At 33.0% G+C, this 26482-nt stretch carries 21 protein-coding genes and 2 pseudogenes; 16 read left to right on the top strand and 7 right to left on the bottom strand.

Going from position 1 to position 26482, the window contains the following annotated elements; all coding sequences use genetic code 11:
• The first annotated feature begins 5 nt into the window (after positions 1-5).
• The 6 genes from proC (at position 6) to argH (ending at position 6337) form a co-directional block, all read left to right on the top strand.
• Positions 6-806, top strand: a complete 801-nt coding sequence (gene proC, locus AC0L4B_RS03605) for a pyrroline-5-carboxylate reductase (protein WP_473438586.1) — start codon at positions 6-8, stop codon at positions 804-806.
• Complete coding sequence (locus AC0L4B_RS03600; protein WP_473438585.1) at positions 803-1930, top strand: aspartate aminotransferase family protein; 1128 nt, start codon at positions 803-805, stop codon at positions 1928-1930. The genes proC and AC0L4B_RS03600 overlap by 4 nt, the downstream gene beginning before the upstream one ends.
• 241 nt (positions 1931-2171) lie before the next feature.
• Positions 2172-3107, top strand: a complete 936-nt coding sequence (locus AC0L4B_RS03595) for an N-acetylornithine carbamoyltransferase (protein WP_473438584.1) — start codon at positions 2172-2174, stop codon at positions 3105-3107.
• Position 3108: 1 nt separating this feature from the next.
• Entirely contained in the window at positions 3109-3885 is a 777-nt protein-coding gene (argB, locus tag AC0L4B_RS03590; protein ID WP_473438583.1) for an acetylglutamate kinase, read from the top strand.
• On the top strand, positions 3882-4943 hold the full coding sequence (locus AC0L4B_RS03585; RefSeq protein ID WP_473438582.1) for a M20 family metallo-hydrolase: 1062 nt from the start codon (positions 3882-3884) through the stop codon (positions 4941-4943). Before argB ends, AC0L4B_RS03585 begins: the two co-directional genes overlap by 4 nt.
• A gap of 119 nt (positions 4944-5062) precedes the next feature.
• Complete coding sequence (gene argH, locus AC0L4B_RS03580) at positions 5063-6337, top strand: argininosuccinate lyase (RefSeq protein ID WP_473438581.1); 1275 nt, start codon at positions 5063-5065, stop codon at positions 6335-6337.
• Between the two features lie 80 nt (positions 6338-6417).
• Here the strand turns inward: argH and AC0L4B_RS03575 are convergent, their stop codons facing one another.
• On the bottom strand, positions 6418-7884 hold the full coding sequence (locus AC0L4B_RS03575; protein WP_473438580.1) for a glutamate synthase subunit beta: 1467 nt from the start codon (positions 7882-7884) through the stop codon (positions 6418-6420).
• A 3-nt stretch (positions 7885-7887) separates the two neighbouring features.
• Positions 7888-12384, bottom strand: a complete 4497-nt coding sequence (gltB, locus tag AC0L4B_RS03570) for a glutamate synthase large subunit (RefSeq protein WP_473438579.1) — start codon at positions 12382-12384, stop codon at positions 7888-7890.
• Positions 12385-12822: 438 nt separating this feature from the next.
• On the opposite strand from gltB, the gene AC0L4B_RS03565 reads away from it, so the two are divergent.
• From AC0L4B_RS03565 to AC0L4B_RS03555, 3 genes are all read left to right on the top strand, one after another.
• Complete coding sequence (locus tag AC0L4B_RS03565; RefSeq protein WP_473438578.1) at positions 12823-13809, top strand: outer membrane beta-barrel protein; 987 nt, start codon at positions 12823-12825, stop codon at positions 13807-13809.
• A 38-nt stretch (positions 13810-13847) separates the two neighbouring features.
• Entirely contained in the window at positions 13848-15173 is a 1326-nt protein-coding gene (locus tag AC0L4B_RS03560; RefSeq protein WP_473438577.1) for an ammonium transporter, read from the top strand.
• Positions 15174-15252: 79 nt separating this feature from the next.
• Positions 15253-15594 carry a P-II family nitrogen regulator gene (locus AC0L4B_RS03555; protein WP_473438576.1) on the top strand — a complete coding sequence of 114 codons (342 nt, stop codon included), beginning with the start codon at positions 15253-15255 and terminating at the stop codon, positions 15592-15594.
• A 210-nt stretch (positions 15595-15804) separates the two neighbouring features.
• Here AC0L4B_RS03555 and leuB read toward each other — a convergent pair whose 3' ends face one another.
• The 4 genes and pseudogenes from leuB to AC0L4B_RS03535 all read right to left on the bottom strand — a co-directional run bounded on the left by leuB (position 15805) and on the right by AC0L4B_RS03535 (position 20085).
• Positions 15805-16923 carry a 3-isopropylmalate dehydrogenase gene (leuB, locus tag AC0L4B_RS03550; protein WP_473438575.1) on the bottom strand — a complete coding sequence of 373 codons (1119 nt, stop codon included), beginning with the start codon at positions 16921-16923 and terminating at the stop codon, positions 15805-15807.
• Positions 16924-16934: 11 nt separating this feature from the next.
• The gene (gene leuD, locus AC0L4B_RS03545) at positions 16935-17525 is read right to left on the bottom strand and encodes a 3-isopropylmalate dehydratase small subunit (protein ID WP_473438574.1); all 591 of its coding nucleotides are present in this window, start codon (positions 17523-17525) and stop codon (positions 16935-16937) included.
• Between the two features lie 2 nt (positions 17526-17527).
• Entirely contained in the window at positions 17528-18910 is a 1383-nt protein-coding gene (gene leuC / locus AC0L4B_RS03540) for a 3-isopropylmalate dehydratase large subunit (RefSeq protein ID WP_473439386.1), read from the bottom strand.
• A gap of 1 nt (position 18911) precedes the next feature.
• Positions 18912-20085: pseudogene (locus AC0L4B_RS03535) on the bottom strand (2-isopropylmalate synthase).
• A 147-nt stretch (positions 20086-20232) separates the two neighbouring features.
• Here AC0L4B_RS03535 and AC0L4B_RS03530 point away from each other — a divergent pair.
• Positions 20233-21777, top strand: a complete 1545-nt coding sequence (locus tag AC0L4B_RS03530) for a hypothetical protein (protein WP_473438573.1) — start codon at positions 20233-20235, stop codon at positions 21775-21777.
• Positions 21778-21977: 200 nt separating this feature from the next.
• Positions 21978-22205 carry a PID-CTERM protein-sorting domain-containing protein gene (locus AC0L4B_RS03525; RefSeq protein ID WP_028288936.1) on the top strand — a complete coding sequence of 76 codons (228 nt, stop codon included), beginning with the start codon at positions 21978-21980 and terminating at the stop codon, positions 22203-22205.
• Here AC0L4B_RS03525 and AC0L4B_RS03520 read toward each other — a convergent pair.
• Positions 22194-22784 (bottom strand): riboflavin synthase, encoded by a 591-nt coding sequence (locus AC0L4B_RS03520; RefSeq protein WP_473438572.1) that lies wholly within the window; start codon positions 22782-22784, stop codon positions 22194-22196. The genes AC0L4B_RS03525 and AC0L4B_RS03520 overlap by 12 nt on opposite strands.
• A gap of 66 nt (positions 22785-22850) precedes the next feature.
• Here AC0L4B_RS03520 and pdxA point away from each other — a divergent pair, with 66 nt between their 5' ends.
• The 5 genes and pseudogenes from pdxA (at position 22851) to accB (ending at position 26405) form a co-directional block, all read left to right on the top strand.
• Positions 22851-23897, top strand: coding sequence for a 4-hydroxythreonine-4-phosphate dehydrogenase PdxA (gene pdxA / locus AC0L4B_RS03515; protein WP_473438571.1), 1047 nt, complete (start codon positions 22851-22853; stop codon positions 23895-23897).
• A gap of 72 nt (positions 23898-23969) precedes the next feature.
• Positions 23970-24507, top strand: a pseudogene (locus tag AC0L4B_RS03510) (YceD family protein).
• A gap of 9 nt (positions 24508-24516) precedes the next feature.
• Positions 24517-24717, top strand: a complete 201-nt coding sequence (rpmF, locus tag AC0L4B_RS03505; RefSeq protein WP_027879374.1) for a 50S ribosomal protein L32 — start codon at positions 24517-24519, stop codon at positions 24715-24717.
• A gap of 175 nt (positions 24718-24892) precedes the next feature.
• Positions 24893-25888: a beta-ketoacyl-ACP synthase III gene (locus AC0L4B_RS03500; protein WP_473438570.1), complete on the top strand. Its 996-nt coding sequence runs from the start codon at positions 24893-24895 to the stop codon at positions 25886-25888.
• A 34-nt stretch (positions 25889-25922) separates the two neighbouring features.
• Entirely contained in the window at positions 25923-26405 is a 483-nt protein-coding gene (accB, locus tag AC0L4B_RS03495) for an acetyl-CoA carboxylase biotin carboxyl carrier protein (protein ID WP_473438569.1), read from the top strand.
• Positions 26406-26482: the final 77 nt, after the last annotated feature.

Genomic DNA, 26482 nt, shown 5'->3' with positions numbered 1-26482 from the left:
AACAAATGAAAATAGCAATTATAGGAACAGGAAACTTAGGGAAGTCCATAGCAAAAGGATTAATTACTAATAATGCGATAACTAGTTTATACCTAACCAAAAGAGACTTAAACGGTATTCAGGAATTTGAAGGCTATAAAAATGTGCAATTAACAACAGATAATGTAGAAGCAGTTAAACAGTCGGACATCATCATTTTTGCAATACAACCTAGACATTTTGAAGGTGTTTTAGAAGCTGTAAAACCACATTTAACAGAAAAACATGTGCTAATTTCTACCATTACAGGGTATTTGATTCCTAAGATTGAGGCACAGGTTGGAGCAGATAAATTTATTATTCGTGCCATGCCAAATACTGCTATTGCAGTTGGTAAATCTATGACATGCTTATGTAGTAATGTGCAAGGTGAAAAACGCATTAAAATTGCAGAAGCTATTTTTAACCGCTTAGGACATTCATTAAGTATTCCAGAAAACCAAATGCAAGCCGCAACAGTGATTTGTGCAAGTGGTGTTGCGTTTTGGATGCGTTTAATTAGAGCGACTACGCAAGCTGCAATTCAGTTAGGGTTTGATGCCAAAGAAGCACAAGAATTAGCTATGTATACTAGTGAAGGAGCAGCTAGTTTATTAATTACCAATGGAAACCATCCAGAAGAAGAAATTGACAGAGTTACCACACCAAAAGGATGTACTATCGAAGGATTAAATGAAATGGAACATAAAGGGTTGAGCTCATCTTTAATTCAAGGTATGATTGCTTCGTTCAATAAAATTAATAACATTAAAAAAGAACAAATATGAGTTTGTTTAACGTCTATCCATTGTTTGATATCACTCCTGTAAAGGCAGAAAATATCTATGTTTTTGATGAAAATAATACCAAATATTTAGATTTATATGGTGGACATGCTGTAATTTCTATTGGGCATTCGCACCCAAAATATGTGTCTGCTATTTCAGAGCAAGTTTCTAAATTAGGGTTTTATAGTAACTCGATTCAGAATCCGTTGCAGGTTAAGTTGGCAGATAAATTAGAGGAGTTATCTGGTTGTAAAGACTACCAGCTTTTTTTATGTAATTCTGGAGCAGAAGCGAATGAAAATGCTTTAAAATTAGCCTCTTTTCATAACGGAAAGAAAAAGGTGGTTGCTTTTAAAAACGGATTTCATGGTCGTACGTCTGCAGCAGTTGCAGCAACAGATAATGCAAAAATTATTGCACCAATTAATGCGCAGCAAGAAGTAGCGATTTTAGAATTAGGTGATTTGGAAACCTTAGAAAAAGTATTGGCTAAAAAAGATGTTTGTGCAGTAATTATTGAGTGTATTCAAGGTGTTGGTGGTTTAGATGAAAGTACTGCAACGTTTTACGAAGGTGTAGATGCTTTATGTAAAAAATATAATACCTGTTTTATTGCAGACGAAGTGCAATCTGGTTTTGGTAGAACTGGAGATTTTTTCGCTTTTCAAAAATATAAGGTTACACCAGATATTATTTCCATAGCGAAAGGTATGGGAAACGGTTTCCCAATTGGAGGTATTTTAATTCATCCCAATATTAAAGCATCTTTTGGATTATTAGGAACCACTTTTGGAGGAAATCATTTAGCTTGTATTGCATCTGCAACGGTTTTAGAAGTGATTGAAGAAGAGAATTTAATGCAAAATGCTAAAGAGATCTCGGCTTATTTCATAGAAAAGGCTAAAGAAATTTCAGCGATAAAAAATATAAAAGGGAGAGGTTTAATGCTTGGTTTAGAGTTCGGTTTTCCTATTGCAGACCTTCGTAAAAAGCTAATTTTTAATCAAAAGATATTTACAGGAAGTGCAAAGAATCCTAATTTATTACGAATTCTTCCACCTTTAACCATAAAAAAAGAACATGTGGATATGTTTTTTGAAGCTTTAAAAAACGAATTAAAATAATGACGCAAGTAACGTCATTCTGAACTTGTTTCAGAATCACATAATAATGAGAAGCTGAAATAGATTCAGCTTGACGAGAGCAGTGAATATTTTATGATGGTTGTTTCAAAACATGAGTTTTATTAATGATTAAAAGGTTTAAAAAAGAGAATTAAAAACGCAACGTCATTCTGAACTCGTTTCAGAATCGCATAAGAGTCAGAAGTTGAAATGAATTCAGTAAGATTAAAGTAATAAATAGATGAAAAAATACACCGAAATAAAAGACATATCAAATCTTCAGGAAACGATAAAGGAAGCTATTTTGTTAAAAATGAATCCTTTTGAAAATCAAGAGTTAGGAAAAAATAAAACACTAGTTCTATTGTTTTTTAATGCGAGTTTAAGAACAAGATTAAGTACAGAAAAAGCTGCAAAAAACTTAGGTATGAATGTTATGATTTTAAACGTAAATGACGCTTGGAATCTAGAGTTTGAAGATGGGACAATCATGAATGCAAATACTTCAGAACATATAAAAGAAGCTGCAGCTGTTATTTCGCAGTATGCGGATGTGATTGCAGTTAGAGCGTTTCCTAGTTTAACCAATAAGCAAAAAGACGAGTCTGAATTTGTAATGAATAGTTTCATAAAATACGCAACAGTGCCAATTGTGAATATGGAAAGTGCTACAGCGCATCCTTTACAAGCATTGGCAGATGCAATTACCATTACCGAATTAACAGAAATAGCAAAACCTAAAGTCGTATTATCTTGGGCACCTCATCCTAAAGCATTGCCACAGGCGGTTGCAAATTCATTTGTAGAAATGATGCAAAATATGGATGTCGACTTAACTATTACGCATCCCGAAGGCTATGAGTTAAGTAAAGAAATAACAAAAGATACACCTGTAAATTACAACCAAAAAGAAGCTTTAGAAAGCGCAGATTTTGTGTATGTAAAAAATTGGAGTAGTTATAACGATTATGGTAAAATCTTGAGTCAAGATACAGATTGGATGCTAACAAAAGAAAAATTAGGAAAAGCAAAATTCATGCATTGTTTACCTGTCAGAAGAAATGTGGTTGTAGAAGATGCGGTTTTAGATAGCGACAATTCCGTAGTTATAAAACAAGCGAATAACAGAACGTTTTCAGCGCAAATTGTGTTGAAACAGATTTTAGAAAATCTTTAAGATGAAAACACTAAAAATCATAAAAATTGGAGGAAACATTATTGATAATGATGATGCTTTAAAACAGTTTTTAAAAGAGTTTGCTACGATTGCTGGACCAAAAATATTAGTACATGGAGGCGGAAAATTAGCAACCAAACTTGCAAAGCAAATGCAAGTAGAAGTTAAAATGGTGGATGGAAGACGTATTACAGATGCAGATACTTTAGGTATTATTACTATGGTCTATGCTGGAAAAATAAACAAAAATGTAGTTGCTCAATTACAAGCAAGTAGTTGTAATGCCATTGGGTTTTCTGGAGCAGATGGTAATACAATAGTATCCGATAAAAGACTTGTAAAAACAATAGATTACGGCTTTGTTGGTGATGTGAAAAAAGTAAATACAGAAACGTTAGAAATTCTTTTAAATAACCAAATCACTCCTGTGTTTTGTGCTATTACACATGACAAAAACGGACAATTATTAAACACCAATGCAGACACGATAGCTTCAGAAATAGCGATTGGTTTTGCATCTATTTTTAAAACAGAACTATATTATTGTTTCGAAAAAAATGGTGTATTAGAACATGTAGAAGACGACAATTCTGTAATAGAAAACATCAACACAGCTACGTATAAAGAATTAGTGGAAAATAAAGTGATTTTTGAAGGCATGCTACCAAAATTAAATAACTGTTTTCATGCTATACATCACAAGGTTCAAAAAGTTTGTATTGGTAAGTCTAGTATGCTTTTTAACGCAAATAATAAACACACAACCATTACAAAATGATACAAAAATTAACAACAAGAGCAATTGCATTGTTAAAGCAATTAATAGAAACGCAGTCGTTTTCTTCTGAAGAAGGTCCAACTGCAGCACATATCGAGCAATGGTTTGTGCAGCAAGATATTCCGTTTCATCGCACGCAACATAATGTTTGGTCTACCAATAAATACTTTGATGAAAGTAAACCAACCTTGTTGTTAAACTCGCATCATGACACGGTAAAACCTAATAATGGCTACACAAAAGATCCTTTTAAAGCTATTGTAGAAGATGGAAAATTATACGGTTTAGGGAGTAATGATGCTGGAGGATGTTTGGTGAGTTTGTTGGCAACCTATGCGTATTTTTATAACAGAGAAGATTTAAATTTTAATCTGGTTATTGTAGCTTCTGCGGAAGAAGAGAGTAGTGGTCCAAACGGTTTAAATAGTATGTTAAGTGTTATTCCAAAAGTAGATGTCGCTATTGTTGGAGAGCCTACGTTAATGAATTTAGCAGTTGCCGAAAAAGGATTAGTTGTTTTTGATGCAGTAGTAAAAGGAACACCAAGTCATGCAGCGCATCCAAATAATGATAATGCGATTTATAATACTATTCCTGTTTTAGAATGGTTTAAAAATTATACATTCGATAAAACTTCAGACGCTTTAGGAAAAGTAAAAATGACGGTTACACAAATTAATGCAGGTAAGCAGCATAATGCAGTGCCAGCAGATGTAAAATTGGTAGTAGATGTTCGTGTAAACGATAAATATTCTAACCAAGATATTGTCGATATTTTACAAAAGGAAGCACCTTGTAATAGTATTATTCCAAGGAGTATAAAGTTAAATTCGTCGTCCATTCCTATCGATCATCCATTGGTAATTGCAGGAGTAGAGATTGGAAGAAGTACTTATGGTTCTCCAACTTTGTCCGATCAAGCAGTGTTGAGTTGTCCATCCTTAAAATTAGGTCCAGGAGATAGCACACGATCGCATTCTGCAGATGAGTTTATTTATGTAAATGAAATTGAAGAAGGTATTAAAATATATATTGAATTATTAGAAAAAGTACTGTAAAAAGATAAAAGAGTCAAGAACCAAGACACTTATTCAAACGCAAGAGTGAGCAGTCTTAATTCTAACAGCAAAGCGGTCTTGATTCTTGATTCTAAATTTTAAGAATTAAAATTTATAAAATGAAACTCTGGGATAAAGGAATAAGTATCGATAAAAAAATAGAACAGTTTACCGTTGGAAATGATAGAGAAATAGATTTACATATTGCAAAGTACGATGTGCAAGCATCGTTAGCTCATGCAATAATGTTGGAGTCTATTGGTATTATTTCTTCGGAAGAATTAAAACAATTAAAAAGTGGGTTGCAAGCTATTGCCAAAACCATAGAAAACGGAACGTTTGTTATTGAAGCTTCTTTTGAAGATGTACATTCTAAAATTGAATACGAACTCACAAAAAAATTAGGAGATGTTGGTAAAAAAATCCACACTGCACGTTCTAGAAACGATCAAGTTTTAGTTGCACTTCAGTTATATTACAAGGAAAATTTAAAAGAAATTAATAAAAAAACAAATACGTTTTTTGAGACGCTTTTAGGTTTAGCTGAAACGCATAAAGACGCTTTAATTCCTGGTTATACCCATTTACAAGTTGCAATGCCTTCTTCGTTTGGATTATGGTTTTCTGCTTATGCTGAGGTTTTAATTGATGATGTATATTTATTAAACGCAGCATTAAAAACAGTAGACCAAAATCCTTTAGGTTCTGCAGCAGGTTATGGAAGTTCATTTCCTATTGATAGAGATTTAACCACGAAAGAGTTAAATTTCTCTACGTTAAAATACAATGTCGTTGCTGCACAAATGAGTAGAGGAAAAAGTGAGCGTACTATTGCTTTAGCTTTAGGAAGTGTGTGTAATACCTTAGCGCGTTTTGCAATGGATATTTGTGTTTATAATAGTCAGAATTTTGGTTTTATCGCTTTTCCAGACGAGCTAACCACAGGAAGTAGTATTATGCCTCATAAAAAGAATCCTGATGTGTTTGAATTGATTAGAGGAAAAGCAAATAAAATTCAAGCGTTACATCATGAAATGGTTTTAATTACCAATAATTTACCAAGTGGTTATCATAGAGATTTTCAGTTGTTAAAGGAAAATATAATTGCAGCTATTGAAGATGTCAAAGATTTGTTAGATATTTTTAATTATGCTATTCAGCAAGTTATTGTAAAAGAAATAGACTTAAACGATGCGAAATATCAATACCTATTCACAGTAGATAACATTAATACTTTAGTAGTAGAAGGTATGCCTTTTAGAGAAGCATATCAAAAAATAGGAGGTGAAGTTGAAAATGGAACGTATACACCAGATACTTCTAAGAAGCATTCGCATGTTGGTAGTATAGGTAATTTATGTTTAAAGGAAATACGAGGAAAGTTCCCGAAATAAGTATTTAATTTAGAACTAAAAAAGCACCTTGATAAAGGTGCTTTTTTGCTTTATAAGATTCCTGTTTACACAGGTGTTAATTAAACTCTTGGTAAATCACTATTGTCTTTTAATGGTAAACAAGATTCTCCCATTAAATACGTGTCAATGTGATAGGCTGCTTGTCTTCCTTCAGAAATTGCCCACACTATTAAAGATTGTCCGCGTCGCATATCTCCAGCAGCAAAAACACCAGGTATGTTCGTTTTGTAATCTTTGGTAGAGGCTTCAATATTGGTTCTAAAATCCATGTTTAGCTCAAATTGTTCTGCTAATGTTTTTTCAGCGCCTGTAAAACCAAGTGCTAATAATGCTAAATTACATTTCCATTCTTTTTCAGTGCCTTCCACTTCTTTAAGTTGCGGTCTTTCACCTGGAGTGAAAATCCATTCTACTTCAACGGTTTTTAATCCTGTTAAATTTCCGTCTTTGTCTCCTAAAAATTCTTTAGTAGAAATACTAAAAAAACGTTCTACACCTTCTTGATGTGATGAGGTTGTTTTTAGTTTCATGGGCCAATATGGCCAAGGTTGATGCGCAGGACGACCTTCGGTAGGTTTACTTAATATTTCGAAATTAGTAACCGAAGTTGCTCCGTGACGATTAGAGGTTCCTATACAATCACTTCCTGTATCTCCACCACCAATTACAATGACGTCTTTTCCTTCTGCAGAAATAATATCTTTAAATGCTACTAAGCCATCAACATATTGATTGTTTAACTTTAAGAAATCCATTGCTTGTGTTACCCCTTTTAAGTCTGCTCCAGGAATAGGAATGTTCCTTCTTACCGTTGCTCCACCACACAATACAACTGCATCAAAATCGTCTTTAAGTTGATTGGCGTCTAAATTAACACCAACATGTGCATTGGTTTTAAAGACTATTCCTTCTTCTTCTAAAACAGCAACACGTCTATCTATTACGTTTTTCTCCATCTTAAAATCTGGAATTCCGTAACGTAGTAAACCACCAACTTTCGCATCGCGTTCAAAAACGGTAACGATATGTCCTGCACGATTTAATTGTTGAGCAGCAGCTAAACCAGCAGGTCCAGAACCTATAACTGCAACTGTTTTTTCGGTTCTTACTTTTGGTGGTTGTGCAGTAATCCAACCTTCATTGAAAGCTGTTTCTACTATATTTTTTTCAATATTCTCAATAGTTACTGGATCTTCGTTAATACCTAAAACACAGGCTTCTTCGCAAGGAGCAGGACATAAACGTCCTGTAAACTCTGGAAAATTGTTGGTTTTGTGTAATATTTCGGCAGCTTCTTTCCATTTGCCTTTATAGACTTTGTCATTAAAATCTGGAATTAAATTACCTAGTGGACAACCGCTATGGCAAAACGGAATTCCGCAATCCATACAACGAGCACCTTGATCTTTTAACTTGTCTTCTTTTAGAGGAATCGTAAATTCGTTATAGTTTTCAATTCGTTTTTCTGGCTCAATATAACTTTCGTTTTGGCGCTTAAACTCTAAAAATCCTGTTGTCTTTCCCATAATTTACGCTAATTCTAATTCTTCTTGTTCTAATCTTAATAATGCTTGTCTGTATTCTTCTGGTAATACTTTTTTGAATTTTGGAAGGTAGTTTTTCCAATCATCTAAAATACGTCTTGCTAAAGGACTTCCTGTTGCAAGAAAATGATTTTCAATAAGCTGCTCTAGTTGTAGTTGGTCTTCAACATTTTCAATAGGATCGATATTTAAATCGTCTGAATTACAGTTTTGCTTAAACGTTCCGTCTGCATCTAAAACATAAGCAACACCACCACTCATTCCTGCTCCAAAATTTCTGCCTACAGTGCCAAGAATTACAGCAACACCACCTGTCATGTATTCACAACCATGATCTCCAATACCTTCTACAACTGCTTTTGCACCAGAGTTTCTAACACAAAAACGTTCTCCAGCTTTTCCGTTAATATATACTTCACCAGAGGTTGCTCCGTAAAGTGTTACGTTTCCTGTAATGATATTGTCTTCTGGAGTGATCGTGCATTTTTCAGGAACTTTAATAATTAATTTTCCTCCAGATAAACCTTTTCCTAAGTAGTCATTAGTGTTTCCATGTACTGTAAATTTCAATCCTTTGGTAGCAAATGCTCCAAAACTTTGTCCTGCAGAACCATGAAAATCAATATCAATAGTGTCTTCTGGTAAACCATCTGCACCATAAATTTTTGAAATTTCATTACTAACAATGGCTCCAACTGCACGGTCTATATTGGTAATAGGTAATTCAAAGTGTGTTTTTTGTCTTCTAAACAATGCTTGGTGTGCTTGTTTAACAATTTTGAAGTCTAAATGCACATTTAAATTGTGGTCTTGACAATAGGTATTGAATAGTTTTACATCTCCGTCTACTTTTACTTTGTGAAGAATTGGTGTTAAGTCAATTCCTGAAGATTTATAATGATCTATGGCTTTATTTCTATTTAGTTTTTGAGATTGACCAACCATTTCATTTATGGTTCTGAATCCTAATTTCGCCATGATTTCACGTAATTCTTGTGCTACAAAATACATGTAGTTTACTACGTGTTCTGGTTTTCCTTTAAATTTTTTACGTAGTTCTGGATTTTGAGTTGCAATTCCAACAGGACAAGTGTTTAAGTGGCAAACACGCATCATGATACAGCCAGAAGCTACTAAAGGCGCAGTAGCAAAACCAAATTCTTCGGCTCCTAATAAACAAGCAATAGCTACATCACGACCCGTTTTAAGTTGTCCGTCACATTCTAAAACCACACGATTTCTAAGGTCGTTCATTACTAAGGTTTGCTGTGCTTCAGCAATACCAAGTTCCCAAGGGAGTCCTGCGTGACGTAATGATGTTAAAGGAGAAGCTCCTGTGCCACCATCAAAACCAGACACTAAAATAACGTCTGCTTTAGCTTTAGCTACACCAGCAGCTACAGTTCCTACTCCAACCTCAGATACTAGTTTTACGTTAATTCTAGCTTCGCGATTTGCACATTTTACATCGTAGATTAATTGCGATAAATCTTCAATGGAATAAATGTCGTGATGTGGTGGTGGTGAAATTAAACCTACATAAGGAGTGGAGTTTCTTGTTTTTGCAATCTCACGATTTACTTTAGGTCCAGGTAATTGTCCGCCTTCACCAGGTTTTGCGCCTTGTGCTATTTTTATTTGAATTTCGTTAGCGCTAGTTAGGTAATTTGAAGTCACACCAAAACGACCAGAAGCAACCTGCTTAATTGCAGAGTTTTTCCAGTCTCCTTGTGATGTTTTGTAAAAGCGTTCTTGATCTTCACCTCCTTCACCAGAATTAGATTTTCCTCCAATTCTATTCATAGCTACTGCTAAATTTTCATGTGCTTCTTTACTAATAGAACCATAAGACATGGCTCCAGTTTTAAAACGCTTTACAATTTCTGTCCAAGGTTCTACTTCTTCTAAAGGAATTGGGTCAAATTGATCAAATTCAAACAAACCTCTAATAGTCATTAAACTTTTAGATTGGTTGTTTACTAATTTTGAATACTCTTTAAAAGTAGACGCTTTATTGGTTCTTACCGATTCTTGAAGTTTAGCAACTGTTAATGGGTTGAACATGTGTTTTTCTTGTCCACGTCTCCATCTATAATCTCCACCAATTTCAATATTAGGTTCTATGTTTTTATGGAATGCTTTTTTGTGTCTTTTTACAATTTCTTGTTCAATTTCTCTTAAGCCAATTCCTTGAATACGTGTGGTTGTATTTGGAAAATATTTTTCGACTGTAGAAGATTTAATTCCAATACATTCAAATAATTGAGAACCTCTATAAGAGTTTAATGTGGAGATTCCTATTTTGTTCATAACCTTTAGGATACCTTTTCCAACAGCTTTGTTGTAGTTTTTAATAGCTGTTAAATATTCTAAATCTGTAACATCTTGAGTTTCTATTTGTTTTTGAACAATTTCATTTACAATATAAGGATTAACAGCACTTGCTCCATAACCAAAAAGTAAAGCAAAATGATGTACTTCACGAGGTTCTGCAGATTCAATAATTAAGCTGATTTTTGAACGTTTTTTTAATTTATGAAGTGCGTGATTTACATAAGAACAAGCTAATAGTGCAGGAATTGGCGCATGGTTTTCGTCTACAAATCTATCTGAAAGAATAATGATATTTGCTCCATTATCTATTGCTTTTGAGGCTTTGTTTACTAAGTTTTCAAGCGCAACTTCTAATTCGTTTAAGCCTCTATTTACTTCATATAGCATCGAAATAGATTCTACTTTAAAATCTGGATTGGTATCATAATCTCTAATTTTATCTAAATCGTGTTTTGAAATTACTGGATTCTGAATTTTTAGCTTTTTACAATGGTCTGCATTGATGTTGAAAATATTAACATCGCTTCCTAAGGTTAAGCTAATATCTGTAATTAATTCTTCACGAATACCATCTAAAGGTGGGTTGGTAACTTGGGCAAAAATTTGTTTAAAGTAATTGTATATTAATTGTGGTTTTTCTGATAAAATAGCAATAGGAGTGTCGCTTCCCATAGATCCAATTGGCTCTTTGGCTAATTGAGCCATAGGACGAATAATTGTGTTGAAATCTTCTTGTGTGTATCCAAAAATAACTTCACGTTTTTTAAGCTCTATTTCGTCGTATTGAATAGGTCCTTGTTTAGCTTCAATATCTCTTAAATGAACTAGGTTTTCGTTTAACCATTTTCTGTAAGGGTGTTTTGCAGCAATTTCTTCTTTTATTTCTTCATCGTTTACAATTCGACCTTCGTTCATGTTTACTAAAAACATTTTTCCAGGTTCTAATCGACCATGATACTCTACATTTTCAGGTTTAATGTCTACAACTCCAGTTTCAGAAGACATGATAACATTACCTAATTTAGTCACTGTGTAACGTGAAGGACGCAATCCGTTTCGGTCTAAAACTGCACCAATAAAATTACCATCAGTAAAAGGTATGGAAGCTGGTCCATCCCATGGTTCCATTAAGCAAGAATTGTATTCGTAAAATGCTTTTTTAGCGTCAGACATGTTTGGGTTTTTCTCCCAAGCTTCTGGTACTAACATCATCATGGCTTCTGGTAACGAGCGACCAGTCATTAAAAGTAATTCAACAACCATGTCTAATGTTGCAGAATCTGATTTTCCTTTTAATACTGTTGGTATTATCTTTTTGATATCATCTCCAAATAATGGGCTTTCCATGATTTCTTCACGAGAAAACATTCTAGACACATTACCTCTAACAGTGTTTATTTCTCCATTATGACAAATGTATCTAAAGGGTTGGGCTAAATCCCAAGTTGGGAATGTGTTGGTTGAAAAACGTTGGTGGACTAATGCTAAACGCGTGTCAAGAGCTGAATTGAAAAGATCCAGATAATACTCATTAATATGTTCAGGCATTAATAAGCCTTTAAAAATAATGATTTTTGTAGATAAACTAGGAAGGTAAAAATATTTGGATTCTGATAGTTTAGAGTCGTATATAGTGTGTTCAGCAATTTTACGAGCAGCATACAATTTGATGTTAAACTCTCTTTCTGTTTGTTTATTATTGGATTTACCTATAAATATTTGCTTAACAAAAGGTTCGGTTTCTTTAGCTACTTTTCCTAAAACTTCACTATTTACGGGTACGTCTCTCCAGCCTATTAATTTAAGGTCTTGATTTTGGATTTCTTTCTCAAAAATGTCTATGCAAAATTGACGTTGATTTTCTTTTCTTGGTAAGAAAACATTACTTACTGCGTATTCTCCAGATTCTGGTAGTTCAAACTCGCAAAAAATCTTAAAAAATTTGTGTGGAATATCAATTAAAATACCTGCTCCATCGCCAGTTACTCCATCGGAGCTTACTGCTCCACGATGCTCTAATTTTACTAGTATTTCAAGTGCTTTATGAATGATATCGTTAGATCGTTTTCCTGTTAAGCTACATATAAATCCTGCACCACAATTATCGTGTTCAAATTCTGGTAAATAAAGTCCTTGTTTTTTAAGCATAATAAGTAAAATTTAAAGGCGTTTTATGCCTTATTATTTACCTAAGATACATGGTATCAATCAAATTTTAAAAAACAGAAAACACTTTTAGTGTATTCTGATTTTGTAGCATATATATTAATGTATATAAAATATAATTACTTTTTTTGAGAATAGCACAATATAAATAATTGCGTTTTTTAACTAATTTATCATTAAATCGACTGAGTTAGTATTAAAATATTGAATATAATTTATTTAAAAGTCTTTTTTTAAATAAACGTGAATGTTGTTTACTGTTGATTTAATAAAAAACAATTATAATTTTTACTCAACCCTATTTAAAACAGGGTTTAATTTGATAAAATGATAAAAATTAAACAATTAACCCTTTTAATTTAGGGGTTAATATTATTTTAATATAGTTTTGGAGGGTATGTTAACTAAAAAATAATAATTATGAAACGATTATCTTCTTTGGCTATTTTGCTTTTGCCTATTACGCTATTTGCTCAGGACGATTCTGATGGTCTTGAAAAAAAGTTTTCTTTTGAGGGAAGCGTGGATGCTTATTATAGAACAAATTTAACAGCTCCAAATGATGAAAATCAAATTGCTCCTGAAACATCTTTTGCAGATACAGCTGGTTTTTCTTTAGGTATGGGCAATATTATTGCATCCTACGAGAAAGGTAGAGTTGGTGCTGTTGCTGATTTAGTATTTGGACCAAGAGGTGAAGCTGCAAGTGCAACGGTTTTAAATCAATTATTCGCTTTTTATAATATAAGTGAAAATACTAAGCTTACGCTAGGTAAGTTTAATACGTTTTTGGGTTATGAGGTTATTGCTCCTGCAGGTAACTTTAACTATAGTACTTCTTATTTATTTTCTAATGGTCCTTTTTCTCATACTGGTATTAAGGCAGATTTTGCATTATCTGATGATTTTAGTTTAATGCTTGGTGTGTTTAATCAGACCGATGTTACCGAGTTTAATCCTGATGGAAGTTATGCTGTTGGAGCTCAGTTAGGCTATAGTGGGCAGTTTTTAAATGTATTATATGATGATGCTGGATTAGGTTTTGAAGTAGATTATACTGGAGGTTTTGATGCTTCAGACGAATTTTTTATAGGTGTTAATGCGGCTTATGCCGATAATGAAGGGGAAGGTTTTTACGGTGTTGATTTGTATCCGCAGTTTAGTTTAAGTGATGATTTTACTGTTGGATTAAGAGGTGAATATTTTCAAACTCAAAGCGAGTCCATTGATGATGATCCAAGTGTGTTTTCTGTAACACTTACTGGTAGTTATGTGATTGATGAAGATTTAATTGTAAAACCAGAATTTAGATTAGATAGTGGATCTGAAGATATTTTTATAGATACAGATTTAATGGCAACAAAAAGCTTGGGTTCTTTTGTGGTGGCAGCTATTTACAAATTTTAGTATAACAATAACTAACTATAAAACAACAAACTATTATTATGGATAATTTATTATCATTTTTACCAAATTTAATGGCCACTCAAGATGTTGTGGCAGCAACAACAAAAGATGTAGAGGATGCAGTAACTGCAATTAACGGAGATTTAGGAATGCTATGGATGCTTATATCAGGTATTTTGGTGTTTTTTATGCAAGCAGGTTTTACCCTTGTGGAAACAGGTATGACTAGGTCTAAAAATGCTGCAAATATTGCAATGAAAAATTTGCTTGATATTTGTGTAGGATCTTTAACATATTGGCTTGTGGGATACTCGCTTATGTATGGAGACACTTCTAATGGATGGTTTTTCTGGAGTGGACTAATGCAGGGAGAAGGAGCAGATTTGTTTTTTCAAACGATGTTTGCTGCAACAGCAGCAACGATAGTGTCTGGTGCGATAGCAGGAAGAACAAAGTATTCTACATATGCAATATTTTCAATAATGATGACAGCATTAATTTACCCGATAGCAGGTGGATGGCAATGGAAAGGTACTACGGAAGGTGGTGTTGTAGGAGGATGGTTAGCTGATATTGGTTTTATCGACTTTGCAGGTTCATCAATTGTTCATTCTGTTGGTGGTTGGGCTGCATTGGTAGCTGCTTTTATGGTAGGACCAAGAATAGGGAAATTTGTTGACGGAAAAGTTATGCCAATACCAGGTCATAATCAAATATTGGCAACTTTAGGGGTTTTTGTATTGTGGTTAGGATGGTTTGGATTTAATGGAGGTTCTCAGTTAGCTTGGGGTGGAGCAGATGCGATAGGAGCTTCTAATGTTGTTTTAATTACAAATTTAGCAGCAGCAGCAGGTGGTCTTGGTGCGTTAGTAACAACTTGGATTTGGTATGGTAAGCCAAATTTACCACAAACGTTAAATGGTGCTTTGGCAGGTTTGGTAAGTATTACTGCTGGATGTGGAAATATGTCTGCAATAGGAGCAATATTTGCTGGATTAATAGGCGGAATTATAGTTGTTTTTTCAATAGAATTTATAGAGAAAAAATTAAAAATAGATGATGCTATTGGTGCAGTATCTGTGCATGGTGTAGCAGGAGCTTGGGGAACATTAGTAATTGGGCTTTGGGGAATTGACGGAGATAAAGGAATTGGTTTGTTTAACGGTGGAGGAGCTGGTCAATTAGGATCTCAGGCTACTGGTGTTTTAGCTTATGCAGTATGGTCTATAGTGTTATCATTTATAATATTTAAAATATTAAAATCTACAATGGGACTTCGTGTTACGGAAGAAGAAGAATTAGTAGGTTTAGATTTATCAGAGCATGGTGAAATCGCTTATCCTGGTAAACGCGACAGAGGATAAAATAATAGTTTGTTTTAAGTGTGATAATATAGTCCTTATTAATTTTAAGGACTATGTATCTTAAGTTTAAAAGATAAATATGAAAAAAGTAGAAGCTATTATAAGGCAATCAAAGTTTGAAGAAGTTAAAGCTGCATTACATGAAGTTGGAGTAACTTTTTTTACGCATTGGGATGTTACAGGAGTTGGTCAAGAAAACGCTGACTATTTAGATTTGAAGTCTTCTGAAAAAGCTAAAATGATCTCTGTGAAAAGTTATTTGTCAATCATAGTTAATGATGATTTTAAAGAAGTGACAATAAAAGCTATAATGGAAGCTGCCTGTACAGAGCAAATTGGTGATGGTAGAATTTTTGTATCAACTATTGATGAAGCATGTAAAATAAGAACTAAAGAAAAAGGAAATAAAACATTAAGATAATTAAAACATCAAAGACGCTTAATATTCTAAAATAAACAATATAAGGTCCCATCCAGATCTGCTGTTTATCGTGAATATTAATCTTTAGTTAGTTTGTTAAAAAAGCCTCGAATCGTCTAGTTTTGGGGCTTTTTTAAGTGTTATTTTTCTGTGTAAAGTAAAAAAAGCCTGATATTGTTGTATCAGGCTTTTTTTATAAACTATAAGTGATTATATAATAGTAGATTGTCCTAAGTGGATATTGTTGAAATTTATATTTGAATCATTTGGATTACTAATAAAATCAGCTATAAAATCACCAACTTTAGTTGTTGTAATGTTATCATAAGATGAATTTAGGTCTGGTGTAGTAATTTCTAACTTTAATGATTTTTCCACACCTTTCTTAATTAAATTTGCTTCGTCGTGTAAGTCAAAATGTTCTAACAACATGGCAGCGCTTAGTATTGATGCTACAGGATTAGCTATGCCTTTACCGGTAGCTTGTGGGTAAGAGCCATGAATTGGTTCAAACATAGCGTGTTTGTCTCCAATAGATGCAGATGCTAATAATCCAATAGAGCCACCAATCACACTAGCTTCGTCGCTAATGACGTCTCCAAAAAGGTTTTCGGTTAAAATAACATCAAATTGATTAGGGTTGAGTATCATTTGCATTGCAGCATTGTCTACAAATAAAAAGTCCAAAGTGACATCTGGATAACTTTTGGATAAATCAGTTACAACTTTACGCCATAAACGTGATGTTTCTAACACATTGGCTTTATCTACTAAGGTGACTTTTTGTTTTCTGTTTCTAGCAGCCTTAAAAGCTAAATGTGCGATGCGCTCTATTTCGTATTTAGAATATTCGCATAAATCAGACGCAGTGTTTCCATCTTCGCTAATCTGTTTTTTTCCAAAATAGATGCCTCCTGTTAGCTCTCGATAAATGCTAATATCTGTACCTTCAATAATTTCTCTTTTTAATGGAGATTTATCTAATAGCATATCGTAAGCTTTTACTGGTCTTACGTTTGCGTATAGTCCTAATTCTTTTCTAAGTTTTAATAAGCCTTGTTCTGGTCTTATTTTAGCGGTAGGATCGTTATCATATTTTGGATCTCCAATAGCTCCAAATAATATAGCGTCACTAGATTTACATAAATCTAATGTTTGGTCTGGTAAAGGGTTGTTTTGTTGGTCTATTGCAATAGCACCAACAGGTGCTTCTTTAAATAAAAAGGTGTGGTCAAATTCTAAAGCAATAGCTTTTAAGACTTTAATGGCTTGGTTTGTAACTTCTGGACCAATGCCATCTCCTGGTAAAACAGCTATATTTATTTTCATATCGTATATAGTTAGTAGTTTTTTGTAGCTTCAAAAGCTTCAATAGTTTCTTTTTTACTTAGTAGGTAGTCAATATCATCGTAGCCATTAATTAGGCATGTTTTTTTATAAGCGTCAATTTCAAAGGATTCTTTAAATGAAGTTCCTTCAATAGATATAGATTGTTGTTCTAAATCAACCGTTAGTTGTGTTTCTGGATTCTCAGTGACTACGTCAAGAAGTACTTTTAAAAAGTCTTTTGAAACTTGAACAGGTAATAGCCCGTTATTTAATGCGTTGCCTTTAAAGATGTCAGCAAAAAAACTAGATACTATTACTTTAAAGCCATAATCGCTTAAAGCCCAAGCAGCATGTTCTCGGCTTGATCCACAACCAAAATTGTCTCCTGCTACTAAAATCTGACCATTATATTTTGTGTTGTTTAAAATAAAACTACTGTTTATAGTTTCATCTTTATTAAATCTCCAATCTCTAAATACATTATCACCAAAACCTTTCCTGTCTGTGGCTTTTAAAAACCTAGCAGGAATAATTTGGTCTGTATCAATGTTTTCTATGGCTAATGGAATAGCGGTCGATTGTAATGTTTTAAACTTTTCCATAATTAATTTAATTGTTTAGTTACGTCTACAATTTTACCTTCTATAGCAGTAGCTGCTGCAACAAGTGGGCTGGCTAAAATAGTTCTTGAACCTTGTCCTTGGCGACCTTCAAAATTTCTGTTTGATGTTGAAACACAATACTCTCCTTGTGGGATTTTGTCGTCATTCATTGCCAGGCAAGCGCTACAACCTGGTTGTCTTAGTTCAAAACCAGCATCGTCAAAAATTGTTTTTAAACCCTCTTCTATTATTTGAGTTTCTACTTGTTTGCTTCCTGGAACTAGCCAAGCGGTCACGTTATTGGCTTTTTTCTTCCCTTTTATAAAGCTAGCAGCAACTCTAAAGTCTTCAATTCTAGAATTTGTACAACTTCCAATGAACACAAAATTAATAGGTTTATTGATTAGGGATTCACCTTGTTTGAAATCCATATATTTTAAAGATTTTTCAAACGAAGCGTCTTTTAGTGTAGGGATGTTTTCTGTGACTTTAATTCCCATTCCTGGATTTGTCCCATAGGTTACCATTGGTTCAATATCTGAAGCTTCAAATGTGTATTCTTTATCAAAAGTTGCGTTTGCTTCAGTTGGTAGTGTTTTCCAATAGTTGACTTTCTTTTCAAACGCCTCTCCTTTAGGTGAGAATTCTTTTCCTTTCACATAGTCAAAAGTGGTTTGATCAGGAGCAATCATTCCTCCTCGTGCTCCCATTTCGATACTCATGTTACAGACGGTCATTCTTCCTTCCATAGACATATTTTCAAAAACGTCTCCTGCGTATTCGCAGAAGTATCCTGTTCCAGCATTTGTGCCTAATTTTGAAATAATATATAATATAACATCCTTGGGAAGTACTCCTTTTTTAAGTGTACCGTTTACTGTTACTCTTAAGCTTTTAGGTTTGGTTAATAATAAGCATTGACTAGCAAAAACTTGTGCTACTTGACTGGTACCAATACCAAAAGCGATTGATCCAAAGGCGCCATGTGTTGACGTGTGTGAGTCACCACAAACGATAGTCATACCAGGTTGGGTAATACCTAATTCTGGAGCCATAACATGTACAATTCCATTGTATTTATGACCTAATTCGTATAGGGTTATATTATTTTTTTTGCAGTTTTCAGATAGTTGTTTTAGTTGTTTTCTTGATAGTTCATCTTTTACTGGTAGATGTTGATCTTGAGTTGGTGTATTGTGGTCTGCTGTAGCGACAATTTGTTGTGGTCTAAAAACAGGAATGTTTCTGTTTTCTAGTTCGTTAAAAGCTTGTGGGCTGGTAACTTCATGTATCAAGTGTTTGTCAATATATAGTATTTGTGGTCCATTTTTAATTGTATCAACCACGTGTGCATCCCAAACTTTATCAAATAACGTTTGTCCCATTTTAAGCTGATTTAATTTGTTGGTAAACATTGCTTGTTTCGATAATTTGATGAATATCATTATCGTTTACTTCTTTTTCTGTCGGCAAAAGATAAAAAGTTTGCATAAACATCATCTAATTGTAGCTTGGTAAGCTCATAACCTACATTTTTTGCTCTGTATGCTAAAGCAGCTCTTCCGCTTCTTGCTGTTAATACAATAGCAGACTCTGTAACACCAACATCTTTTGGGTCGATAATCTCATAGGTAGCTCTGTTTTTTATAACACCATCTTGATGGATTCCAGAACTATGTGCAAAAGCATTTGCCCCAACAATTGCTTTATTTGGCTGTGTGTAAATTCCCATACTGTCTGATACTAATTGGCTTAGTCCATAAAGCATTTGGGTGTTAATATTGGTGTCAAGATCTAGATTTGGATGCTGTTTTAATATCATAACAATTTCTTCTAAAGCGGTGTTACCAGCACGTTCACCAATTCCGTTTATGGTACATTCTATTTGTCTTGCTCCATTAATGACACCTTCAATAGAATTTGCTGTTGCCAGACCTAAATCGTTGTGGCAATGACAAGATAAAATGGCTTTCTCAATACCTTTTACGTTTTCCTTTAAATATTTAATTTTTGCACCATACTCACTTGGTAGGCAGTAACCTGTTGTGTCTGGTATATTAAGTACGGTTGCTCCTGCTTTAATGGCCGCTTCACAGACTTTTGCTAAATACTCGTTATCTGTTCTTCCTGCGTCTTCAGCATAAAACTCGACATCTTCCACAAAAGATTTAGCGTATTTAACAGCAGTAAAAGCACGTTGTATAATGTCTTCTTTGTTACTTTTAAATTTATGAATGATATGAGAGTCAGAAGTCCCTATTCCGGTATGTATTCTTGGCTTTTTAGCATGTTTTAATGCTTCACCAGCGACTTTGATGTCATTTTCAACAGATCGTGTTAATCCACAGACAGTCGCGTTTTTTACTATTTTTGATATGGCTTCGACCGATTTAAAATCACCAGGACTAGATACCGGAAAGCCTGCTTCTATGACATCTACACCTAATTTGTCAAGCTGTTTGGCGATGATAACTTTTTGTTCTGTATTAAGTTTACATCCAGGGACTTGCTCACCATCTCTTAGTGTAGTATCAAATATTTGTATTTTATTTTTCGACATTTTCGAGAGAATTATTTTTCTATTGAATTACTAATTTATACTTTGGATAAACATTAGTATGCTTGTTAAATACATAACTACGATGTTCAAGTTTGAAATAATAACATAAAACACTGGTAATCAGTTTTTTAAACCAAAAACAGATTGATGACTAAAGATCAAAAAGATAATTTATTTTTATTAGTTAAGTCTTTAACTAAGTCAGAAAAGCGACAATTTAAGTTGTACGTAGGAAGGCTTGGTGTTAATCAAGACTCTAAATTTCTGAACTTATTTAACCTTTTAGATAAAGCGCAATCTTATAGTGAAACAGCTATATTAAAAAGTGGAGTTGTTAAAAAACAGCAATTAGCTAATGTTAAAGCACATTTGTATAAGCAGATACTAATTAGTTTAAAGTTAAACCCGTCTCATCAAAACATACGTTCTCAGATTAGAGAGCAATTAGATTTTGCTTCTATTTTATATCACAAAGGACTGTATAAACAAAGTCTTAAGATTTTAGATAAGGCAAAAGAACTTGCAATAGTTAATGAAGAAAAAAATTTAGCTTACGAAATTGTGGAGCTTGAAAAAGTTATTGAGTCACAATACATAACGAGAAGTATTGGTAGTCGTGCTGACGAATTAACTATACAGGCTAAGTCACTAAGTGAAGCTAATGTAATAACTAGTAAACTGTCTAATTTATCATTACAATTATATAGTATAATTTTAAAAACAGGTTATGTTAAAAACGAAGAAGAAAGTCAAGCAGTAACGACTTATTTTGAAGACAGGTTGCCTAAGGTAAAGCGTACAAACTTAGGTTTTAGAGAAAAATTATGGCTGTACAAAGCCTATTTGTGGTACAGTTTTTTGATGCAAGATTTTTTAAACTGTTATAAGTATGCTTTAAAATGGGTGGATTTGTTTTATCAAAGCCCAAACATGATTAGTTTAAATCCTGTGTTTTTTTTAAAAGGAAACAACTATTTATTAGAGTCCTTGTATTTTATAAAGAATAAGCCAAAATTTATAAAAAAGCTAGACGAATTTTATGAGGTTGTTAATCAGAAAAATTTTCCAAAAGATGAAAATGTTTCTTCTTTAGTGTTTTTGTATGGTAATTTTCATAAAATCAATCAATTTTTTATAGATGGAAGCTTTGAAGAAGGTTTAGCGCTAATACCTCAAATTGAAACAGAGTTAATTAAATTTAGTAGTAAGATTGACGAGCATCATAAAATGGTCTTTTATTATAAGTTTGCTAGTTTACATTTTGGAGCAGGTAATAATAAAGAGTGTATATTTTATTTAGATAAAATTATTTCTAACAAATCATTATCTATGCGTGAAGACTTATTGTGCTTTTCAAGAGTATTAAATCTTGTAGCGCATTATGAAGCTGGTTTGGATTATCATTTAGAAACCTTACTTCGTAGTACCTATAAGTTTTTAATTAAAATGAATGATTTACATGAAGTGCAAAAAGAAATGATTAAATTTATTAGAGGGTTGCAAGATGTTTATCCTCAAGACATTAAAAAAGAATTTATTAAATTATTGGAAGTTTTAAAACAGTATGAAGATCATCCATTTGAGCGTCGTGCATTTTTATATTTAGATGTTATATCTTGGTTAGAAAGTAAAATTGAAAATAAACCAGTAGGTCAGGTTGTAAAAGATAAATATTTAAATTTACCTAAATAGTTTTAAGGTTTTGGTAATGTGTTAATTATGCAGCTGAGTAAATTATTTAAATGTAAATTAAATATTATTAATAGTTAAAACCCCTTTGAAATAGCATTTCAGCGAAATAAAAAGCGTTTTAAAGATGTTTTTGAATAAAAAAGAGAACTAAATGTTTTGTTAGAGGCGTTTTTTTATACATTTACAGCCTCAAATTAGCAATGAAAAAAATAAAAACATTAATCGTACCTGTCTTATTTTTGTTAATAAGTTCAGTGGTAGTGTCGCAAAATATTGCTACACCTCCAATGCCAGCTGCTCCTGGTGGCGCAGCTAGTACACCACCTCCTGGTCTTCCTATAGATGGTGGTTTAGTTATTTTAATTGCTTTAGGTGTGGTTTATGGAGTTTATAAGCTGATAATGAAACAAAAAACTTTAAACGTTTAGTTCGTTTAAGCGTTTAACATACTTACCTATTACATCAAATTCTAAGTTTATTTTAGTACCAATTTTAAATTGTTTAAAATTAGTATGCTCATGTGTATAAGGTATAATAGCGACACTAAAGCTGTTTTTTTGCGAGTTTACAACCGTTAAGCTTACTCCATTAACTGTAATAGATCCTTTTTCAATAGTAATATTGTTTAATTTTGGATTATATTCAAAAGTATATAGCCAACTTCCGTTAGTTTCTGTCGCTTCAACACAAGTTGCTATTTGATCTACGTGTCCTTGTACAATATGGCCATCAAGTCTGTCGCCAAGTTTCATTGCGCGCTCTATGTTCACAATATCATTTAGTTGCAAGTCACCAATATTGGTCTTGTCTAATGTTTCTTTTATGGCAGTTACTTTATATTGGTTTTCATTTATTTCGACAACAGTCAAACAAACACCATTATGTGCTACACTTTGATCAATTTTAAGTTCGTTTGTAATTGTACTTTCAATAGTGATATCTAAATTATCTTTCAGTTTGGTTAGTTGCTTGACTGTACCAAGGGTTTCAATTATTCCTGTAAACATCTACTTAATCGTATTATTTGGTTAAATTTGCTTTGGTAAATTTACAAACAATAGTTAGTAGTATTAATGAAGAAAGAAGAAAATATTAAATTAGGAATCTCGATCGGAGATTTAAACGGTATTGGAGCAGAAATTGTCTTAAGGATTTTTGAAGATAATAGAATGTTAGATTTTTGTACACCTATTATTTTTGCTTCTATTAAAACTATGAGTTTTGTTAAAAACCATTTTAAATTAAATATTAATTTAAATGGTATACATAACATCAGTCAGGCTGTTCCTGGTCGAGTTAATGTTTTAAATTGTTGGAAAGAAAATGTGATTATTAAATTTGGTCAAGAGGATAAAAAAATAGGAGCTTATTCTATTAAATCTCTTGAAGAAGCAACAAAAGCATTAAAAGAAAATACAATTGATGTGTTGGTGACAGCGCCAATAAACAAACATAATATTCAATCCGAATCTTTTAAATTTCCGGGGCATACAGATTATTTAAATCAAGAATTAGAAGGAGATAGTCTTATGTTTATGGTGTCAGAAGACCTAAGGGTTGGACTATTAACAGATCATGTGCCTGTTAAAGATGTTGCAACACATATTACACCAGAACTTATTGAAAAAAAGGTAAATACCGTATACACATCATTAATACAAGATTTTAAAATTAATAAGCCTAAAATTGCAGTGTTAGGTATTAATCCACATACTGGAGATAATGGCGTTATTGGAGAAGAAGACGATACTGTTTTAAGACCAACTCTACAAAAAATTAAGGCTTCAGGTAAGTTGGTTTTTGGTCCATTTGCAGCAGATAGTTTTTTTGGATCCGATAATTATAAAAACTTTGACGCTATTATAGCCTCTTATCACGATCAAGGATTAATACCATTTAAAACATTGTCTTTTGGTCAAGGCGTAAATTATACAGCAGGTTTAAATCGCGTGCGAACTAGTCCAGATCATGGTACAGCCTATGAAATAGCAGGTAAAGGTACTGCAGATGTAAATTCTTTTAAAGAAGCAATCTTTACAGGAATACATATATTTAATAATAGAAAAGAATATGAAGAGCTTAGTAAGAACCCGTTAAAATTCTCTAAAAGAAAGATATAAACAAAAAAATGTTTATAAGTCTTAGAAGTAAAGAAAATTTTATATATTTGCAGGCTCAAAACAGATGTGGTAATGAAGCAATTAAAAGAATTTACAATACCATTTGTAGGTTTAAAAGTAGGGAAACATCATTTTGACTATAAAATTGAACAAGCGTTCTTTGATCATTTTGAATATGAGGATTTTAACTCCTGTGATATTAAAGTAGATTTGCTTTTAGAAAAAAACAACTTTACTAGAGTTAAATTTTCAAGTTTCAGGAACAGTTAACGTCAATTGTGATGTGACTAATGAGCCTTTTGACCTACCAATATCAAATCAGTTTGATTTGGTAATAAAATTTGGGGAAGAATATAACGATGATCACATTGATATATTAATTATTCCTCATGGTGAATATGAAATAAATGTACAACAGTATATTTATGAATTAGTAGTGTTAGCATTACCTAGTAAGCGTATTCATCCAGGTGTTGAAGATGGAACATTAGATTCTGAAATATTAGATAAATTAGAAGAACTTAGCCCAAAGCTAAAAGATAAAAAAGAAGACAAAGAGGAAACAGATCCTCGTTGGAATACATTAAAAAAACTATTAACGGATAAATAATTATATAAAATGGCACATCCTAAAAGAAAAATCTCGAAAACAAGAAGAGATAAGAGAAGAACACATTATAAAGCAACTGCGCCACAAATTGCAACTTGCCCAACAACTGGTGAAGCTCATTTATACCATAGAGCTCACTGGAGTGAAGGAAAACTTTATTACAGAGGTCAGGTTTTAATTGACAATTCAGTAGAAGAAAACGTAGCATAATTACTATGCATGCATATAATAAAACGCTCACTTGTGGGCGTTTTTTTTATGATTTGTTTTTCTTTACGTTAAAAAGCATTTACTTTGCACAAAGTAGTCGGTAAATGACTAGTTTTAATAAAATTCAGTCAAATTGGGTCGTTTTTGACCTTTTTTTGACTAAAATAGCTAAAATATGAGCAAGATCTCTGCTGCAATTACTGCTGTTGGTGCCTATGTACCAGACTATGTGCTATCTAATAAGGTGTTAGAAACCCTTGTGGATACAAACGATGAATGGATTACTTCCAGAACAGGAATTAAGGAGCGTAGACTTCTTAAAGAAGAAGGCCAAGGAACCTCTTTCTTAGCTATAAACGCAGCTAAGGACCTGATAAAAAAACAAAATCTAGACCCTAAAGAAATAGATTTAGTTATTGTAGCAACAGCTACACCTGATATGCCTGTAGCTTCAACTGCAGTGTATACTGCTACACAAATTGGAGCAACCAATGCGTTTGCTTATGACTTACAAGCAGCTTGTTCTAGTTTTTTATACGGATTATCTACAGCAACAAGTTATATAGAATCTGGTCGCTATAAAAAAGTACTATTAATAGGAGCAGATAAAATGTCATCTATTATAGATTACACTGATCGTGCTACTTGTATTATATTTGGCGATGGTGCAGGAGCTGTATTGTTAGAGCCAAATACCGAAGGTTTAGGATTTCAAGATGAATATCTAAGAAGTGACGGTTCAGGACGTGAATTTTTAAAAATAGAAGCAGGAGGATCAATATTACCTCCATCTCAAGAAACCCTTGATAACAAACAACATTTTGTACACCAAGATGGACGTACGGTATTTAAGTTTGCGGTTTCAAATATGGCAGACGTTTGCGAAAAAATAATGCAGCGTAATAATTTATCTCATGATGATGTATCATGGTTAGTGCCACACCAAGCTAACATGCGTATTATTGACGCTACAGCTAACAGAATGAACTTACAAGACGATAAAGTCTTAAAAAACATACACAGATACGGTAATACAACATCCGCAACATTACCATTATTACTTAACGATTTTGAATCTAAACTTAAAAAAGGAGACAACCTTGTGTTTGCTGCTTTTGGAGGTGGATTTACTTGGGGCTCAATATATCTAAAATGGGCTTACAACTCTTAAACTAACTAAAAAACTTAATTAATAACTTATAATTATGGATTTAAAAGACATTCAAAACTTAATTAAATTTGTTGCAAAATCAGGAGCAAGTGAGGTTAAATTAGAAACTGACGATGTAAAAATCACTATCAGAACTGGTTCTGAGACAGAAACAACGTATGTCCAACAAGTGCCAATGCAGGCGCAAATGCCAATGCAGCAAGCAATGCAACCAGCACCAACTGCAGCACCTGTAGCACAAGAAACAGCAGCACCTAAAGCAGAAGAAAATTCAAAATATATAACTGTTAAATCTCCAATAATTGGAACTTTTTACAGAAAACCATCTCCTGATAAACCATTATTTGTTGAAGTTGGACAAACTATTGGAGAAGGTGATGTGCTTTGTATTATTGAAGCTATGAAATTATTTAACGAAATAGAATCTGAAGTATCAGGTAAAATCGTTAAAATATTAGTTGATGATTCTTCTCCTGTTGAATTTGATCAACCATTATTTTTAGTAGACCCATCTTAATTTTAGATTATTAGAATTAAAGCTGTTTAAACAGTTTTAATTATCAAATAATCCATTTGTCTAATTATCTAATTTAA

The sequence above is a fragment of the Olleya sp. NP1-10 genome, from assembly GCF_055804415.1.
This window is presented reverse-complemented; position numbering and strand designations above follow the sequence as displayed.

Coding starts and splice junctions, on each gene's coding strand:
- AC0L4B_RS03530 (WP_473438573.1), top strand. CDS start 20,233: ATGACTAAAGATCAAAAAGATAATTTATTTTTATTAGTTAAGTCTTTA.
- AC0L4B_RS03575 (WP_473438580.1), bottom strand. CDS start 7,884: ATGGGAAAGACAACAGGATTTTTAGAGTTTAAGCGCCAAAACGAAAGT.
- argH (WP_473438581.1), top strand. CDS start 5,063: ATGAAACTCTGGGATAAAGGAATAAGTATCGATAAAAAAATAGAACAG.
- AC0L4B_RS03560 (WP_473438577.1), top strand. CDS start 13,848: ATGGATAATTTATTATCATTTTTACCAAATTTAATGGCCACTCAAGAT.
- leuD (WP_473438574.1), bottom strand. CDS start 17,525: ATGGAAAAGTTTAAAACATTACAATCGACCGCTATTCCATTAGCCATA.
- rpmF (WP_027879374.1), top strand. CDS start 24,517: ATGGCACATCCTAAAAGAAAAATCTCGAAAACAAGAAGAGATAAGAGA.
- pdxA (WP_473438571.1), top strand. CDS start 22,851: ATGAAGAAAGAAGAAAATATTAAATTAGGAATCTCGATCGGAGATTTA.
- leuC (WP_473439386.1), bottom strand. CDS start 18,910: ATGGGACAAACGTTATTTGATAAAGTTTGGGATGCACACGTGGTTGAT.
- AC0L4B_RS03565 (WP_473438578.1), top strand. CDS start 12,823: ATGAAACGATTATCTTCTTTGGCTATTTTGCTTTTGCCTATTACGCTA.
- leuB (WP_473438575.1), bottom strand. CDS start 16,923: ATGAAAATAAATATAGCTGTTTTACCAGGAGATGGCATTGGTCCAGAA.
- AC0L4B_RS03600 (WP_473438585.1), top strand. CDS start 803: ATGAGTTTGTTTAACGTCTATCCATTGTTTGATATCACTCCTGTAAAG.
- AC0L4B_RS03525 (WP_028288936.1), top strand. CDS start 21,978: ATGAAAAAAATAAAAACATTAATCGTACCTGTCTTATTTTTGTTAATA.
- AC0L4B_RS03500 (WP_473438570.1), top strand. CDS start 24,893: ATGAGCAAGATCTCTGCTGCAATTACTGCTGTTGGTGCCTATGTACCA.
- proC (WP_473438586.1), top strand. CDS start 6: ATGAAAATAGCAATTATAGGAACAGGAAACTTAGGGAAGTCCATAGCA.
- AC0L4B_RS03520 (WP_473438572.1), bottom strand. CDS start 22,784: ATGTTTACAGGAATAATTGAAACCCTTGGTACAGTCAAGCAACTAACC.
- accB (WP_473438569.1), top strand. CDS start 25,923: ATGGATTTAAAAGACATTCAAAACTTAATTAAATTTGTTGCAAAATCA.
- argB (WP_473438583.1), top strand. CDS start 3,109: ATGAAAACACTAAAAATCATAAAAATTGGAGGAAACATTATTGATAAT.
- gltB (WP_473438579.1), bottom strand. CDS start 12,384: ATGCTTAAAAAACAAGGACTTTATTTACCAGAATTTGAACACGATAAT.
- AC0L4B_RS03555 (WP_473438576.1), top strand. CDS start 15,253: ATGAAAAAAGTAGAAGCTATTATAAGGCAATCAAAGTTTGAAGAAGTT.
- AC0L4B_RS03595 (WP_473438584.1), top strand. CDS start 2,172: ATGAAAAAATACACCGAAATAAAAGACATATCAAATCTTCAGGAAACG.
- AC0L4B_RS03585 (WP_473438582.1), top strand. CDS start 3,882: ATGATACAAAAATTAACAACAAGAGCAATTGCATTGTTAAAGCAATTA.